The sequence below is a fragment of the Brachyspira pilosicoli genome (assembly GCF_019402445.1).
Classification (GTDB): Bacteria; Spirochaetota; Brachyspiria; order Brachyspirales; family Brachyspiraceae; genus Brachyspira; species Brachyspira pilosicoli_B.
The window spans coordinates 1-3161 of record NZ_SRZM01000039.1 but is presented as its reverse complement, the minus strand read 5'-3'; the positions used below and the strand labels follow the sequence as shown (position 1 = coordinate 3161).

Genomic DNA, 3161 nt, shown 5'->3' with positions numbered 1-3161 from the left:
ACTTAGAATGCTCGTAACAAATGATTATAAATCTGATGAAATATTAATTGATAATGATAAGAAAAAACTCTATATTGATTATATACCTCTTTTTGATGAAAGGAATAATTATATAAAAGAAATAATAATAGGCTCTAAAGTAGAAAACAATGAAGCAGTTGCAGAATATATAAGAAAGGTACTTCATATAAAAAATACAGAAATGAATAAATTAGATGATATAAAAGTAAGTATATCTGAAGCACCACTAAGATAATAATTTTTTGTTTGTTAATAAAAAAAGGGGGATTTTTATCTCCCCCTATTATTTTTAATTATTTCTTTCTAGCACCTATGCTTACAAAAAAGATAAAGCCGCCCCATATTACTATAAGGCTAAGTGCCATAAATATTGCAGAATCTGGACTCATATATCAATACCTCCTATTAACTATTTAAAGTTCTGTCTTTAAGTTTGGCTAGTATAATACCAACTATAAAAGCCAATACAGGCATAGACCAGCCTAATATTATTAAAGCAGCTTGAGGATAGTTTCCATAAGGTTTTTGGAAATCGTTTATAAGTTTTAAAGCCAACATTATAGCTAAGAATATTGGAGTTAAAAACTTCAAACAGAAATCCCACCATAATCCAACTCTAAACTCACTTACTTTATTAATAAGCTCTTTGAAATCGCCCAATTTGTATACCCAAGCAACTAATACTATCTCTATAAGACCGCTTACAACTATGTTATAATTGTTGAGGAAAGCATCTACTATATCAAGTATGTTCAAACCGCTTCCTGTAGCATAAACCATAGAAATTAAACCCTGTATTAATATTACTATAACAGCAACTTTTTTTCTGTTGAAATGGAATTTATCTATAAAAGAAGATATAACAACCTCAGCAAGTGATATAGCAGAAGTAAGTCCCGCAAAAGAAAGCACTAAGAAGAATACTAAACCAAATATACCATTAAAACCAGGTAAAGCATTAATAGCCTCAGGGAATACCATGAAAGCCAAACCTATACCGCCGCTTCCAGCAACTTCAGCAACTTCTTTACCTTGAGAATAAGCCATATAACCCATTATGCTAAATACAGTTAAACCAGCAAATAAACTAAAGCTAGTATCAGCAAAACCAGTCATAAATGCATTATTGGCAATATCAGAATCATCAGGCAAATAACTAGAATATGTAATCATTATACCAAAAGCTACAGACATACTATAAAATACTTGACCATAAGCAGCAATCCATACTTGAGGATTAAGCAATTTAGAAAAATCAGGCTTAAACATATAATCAAGTCCTGCTAAAGCTCCAGGTAAAGTAATACCTCTAATAAGTATGATTACTACAAGTATAGCAAGCAAAGGCATAAAAATTTTATTAGCTTTTTCTATACCATCTTTAACCCCGCCTATAACAGAAGCAAATATTATCACCCAAACTATAATTAAAGGAATAGCTACTCCCAAATTAAAATTTCCAAGAGAAAAACCGCTTTCTAATTTTAAATATTCACCAGTAAAGAAAGCAACAGTATCAGTTCCCCATTTTAATCCTTGAAGTGAAAATAATCCATAAGATAATGACCAAGCTATAATAACAGAATAATAAATAACTATAGCAAAACAAGTAAATACTTGAAGCCAACCTAACCATTCCCATTTTGAGTTGAGGAATTTTAAAGCTCCAGGTGCACTCCTATGTGTTTTATGACCAATAGAAAACTCTAATATCATAATAGGTATACCAGCAGTAAGCATAGCTATGAGGAATACTATCATAAATGCTCCGCCGCCATTAGATGCTACCATATATGGGAAACGCCATATATTACCCAAACCAACAGCAGAACCTATAGCAGCTAATATAAATCCTGCACGAGTACCCCACTGCCCTCTGTGTTGATGACTCATAATCGACTCCTTTAATCTTTTTTATATAAAATTTATTATAATATATAATTTTCTTATAAATAGCAATACTTATTGTAGAATTTTTTTAAATCCTAAACATATATAATAAATAATATATTGTGTTATTTATCACATTAATATACAAGTCTATATCCTAAAACATAAAAATATACTTGATTTTTATATAATTATATAATATAATGTAAGTGTTTTTTAAGCCGAGATGGTGAAATTGGTAGACACGTCAGACTCAAAATCTGATTGGGGCAACTCAGTGAGGGTTCGATTCCCTCTCTCGGTAAATATAATAATACTTAATTCTTCGGATTATTTATGTATGAAAGAAAATACTGTTATACTAATAGATGATGATGGTATTACCCTAAATAAAACCAAAGCCTTACTTGAAAGTTCTTCTATCAAAGTATTAACTGCAGAAAATTTATATGAACTTATGAGCAAAATATATAAATATAACATAGATACTTTAATATTTAATCCGAATTTAGTATGGATTAATGTTATAGAATTCATCAATGAATTAAAAAAAGTAAATAATGAATCAGATTTTAAAATATTCTTTATATCAGAAAATATAGACAAAAACTTAAAAGAAGAAGCAAAGAAATTAAATATAAAATTCATTAATAACAATTCAAATATTAGTAAACTAGTACAAGATTTAAATAAATAAGCATTTCACACTTCAAATCTAATAAAAAATGTAGTACCCTCACCTATTATTGAATCAACATCTATTCTGCCATTATGTTCATTAATAATTTTTTCTACTATAGCAAGACCTATACCAGTACCTTTATCTTTAGAAGTAAAATATGGTTCAAAGATTCTTTTCAAATCTTTTTTTTCTATACCATTACCAGTATCAGTGATGCTGACAGTAAAAAACTCATTACAATCCAAAACTTCATGGTAGCTAGATAAATATATTAAAGATTCTTTATTATTATTATCCATAGCTTCTATAGCATTTTTTATTAAATTTCTAAAAGCAATAATTAGCTTATCTCTATCCATATTAATAAAACAATCTATTTTAGAAAATGATGTTTGAAACTTAATGTTTTGCATATTTTTAAAAGAATCAAAAACTTCAATAAGAACATCATTAATAGACTCTTTTTTATTTGAAAGTTTTATATTAAAAGAAAACTCTGAAAATGATTTTACCAAAGATAAAATGCTATTTGAATTTTTAATAATAGTATTAACATATTTTCTTATTT

Annotated in this window: 4 protein-coding genes, 1 tRNA gene and 1 pseudogene; 3 read left to right on the top strand and 3 right to left on the bottom strand. The window is 27.9% G+C overall.

The window, feature by feature from the left end; translation table 11 throughout:
- Nucleotides 1–256, top strand: a pseudogene (locus E6A48_RS01795) (tetratricopeptide repeat protein); the annotation flags it as partial.
- A 58-nt stretch (nucleotides 257–314) separates the two neighbouring features.
- Here E6A48_RS01795 and E6A48_RS01790 read toward each other — a convergent pair.
- Complete coding sequence (locus E6A48_RS01790; RefSeq protein ID WP_014932180.1) at nucleotides 315–410, bottom strand: MetS family NSS transporter small subunit; 96 nt, start codon at nucleotides 408–410, stop codon at nucleotides 315–317.
- 16 nt (nucleotides 411–426) lie between these two features.
- The gene (locus E6A48_RS01785; protein WP_219708282.1) at nucleotides 427–1914 is read right to left on the bottom strand and encodes a sodium-dependent transporter; all 1488 of its coding nucleotides are present in this window, start codon (nucleotides 1912–1914) and stop codon (nucleotides 427–429) included.
- Between the two features lie 217 nt (nucleotides 1915–2131).
- Here E6A48_RS01785 and E6A48_RS01780 point away from each other — a divergent pair.
- A tRNA-Leu gene (locus tag E6A48_RS01780) sits at nucleotides 2132–2215 on the top strand.
- Between the two features lie 36 nt (nucleotides 2216–2251).
- Nucleotides 2252–2608 carry a response regulator gene (locus E6A48_RS01775; protein ID WP_219708281.1) on the top strand — a complete coding sequence of 119 codons (357 nt, stop codon included), beginning with the start codon at nucleotides 2252–2254 and terminating at the stop codon, nucleotides 2606–2608.
- A 5-nt stretch (nucleotides 2609–2613) separates the two neighbouring features.
- Here E6A48_RS01775 and E6A48_RS01770 read toward each other — a convergent pair.
- Nucleotides 2614–3161, bottom strand: a 548-nt coding sequence (locus E6A48_RS01770) for a sensor histidine kinase (protein ID WP_219708280.1), incomplete at its 5' end; no start/stop codon positions are given.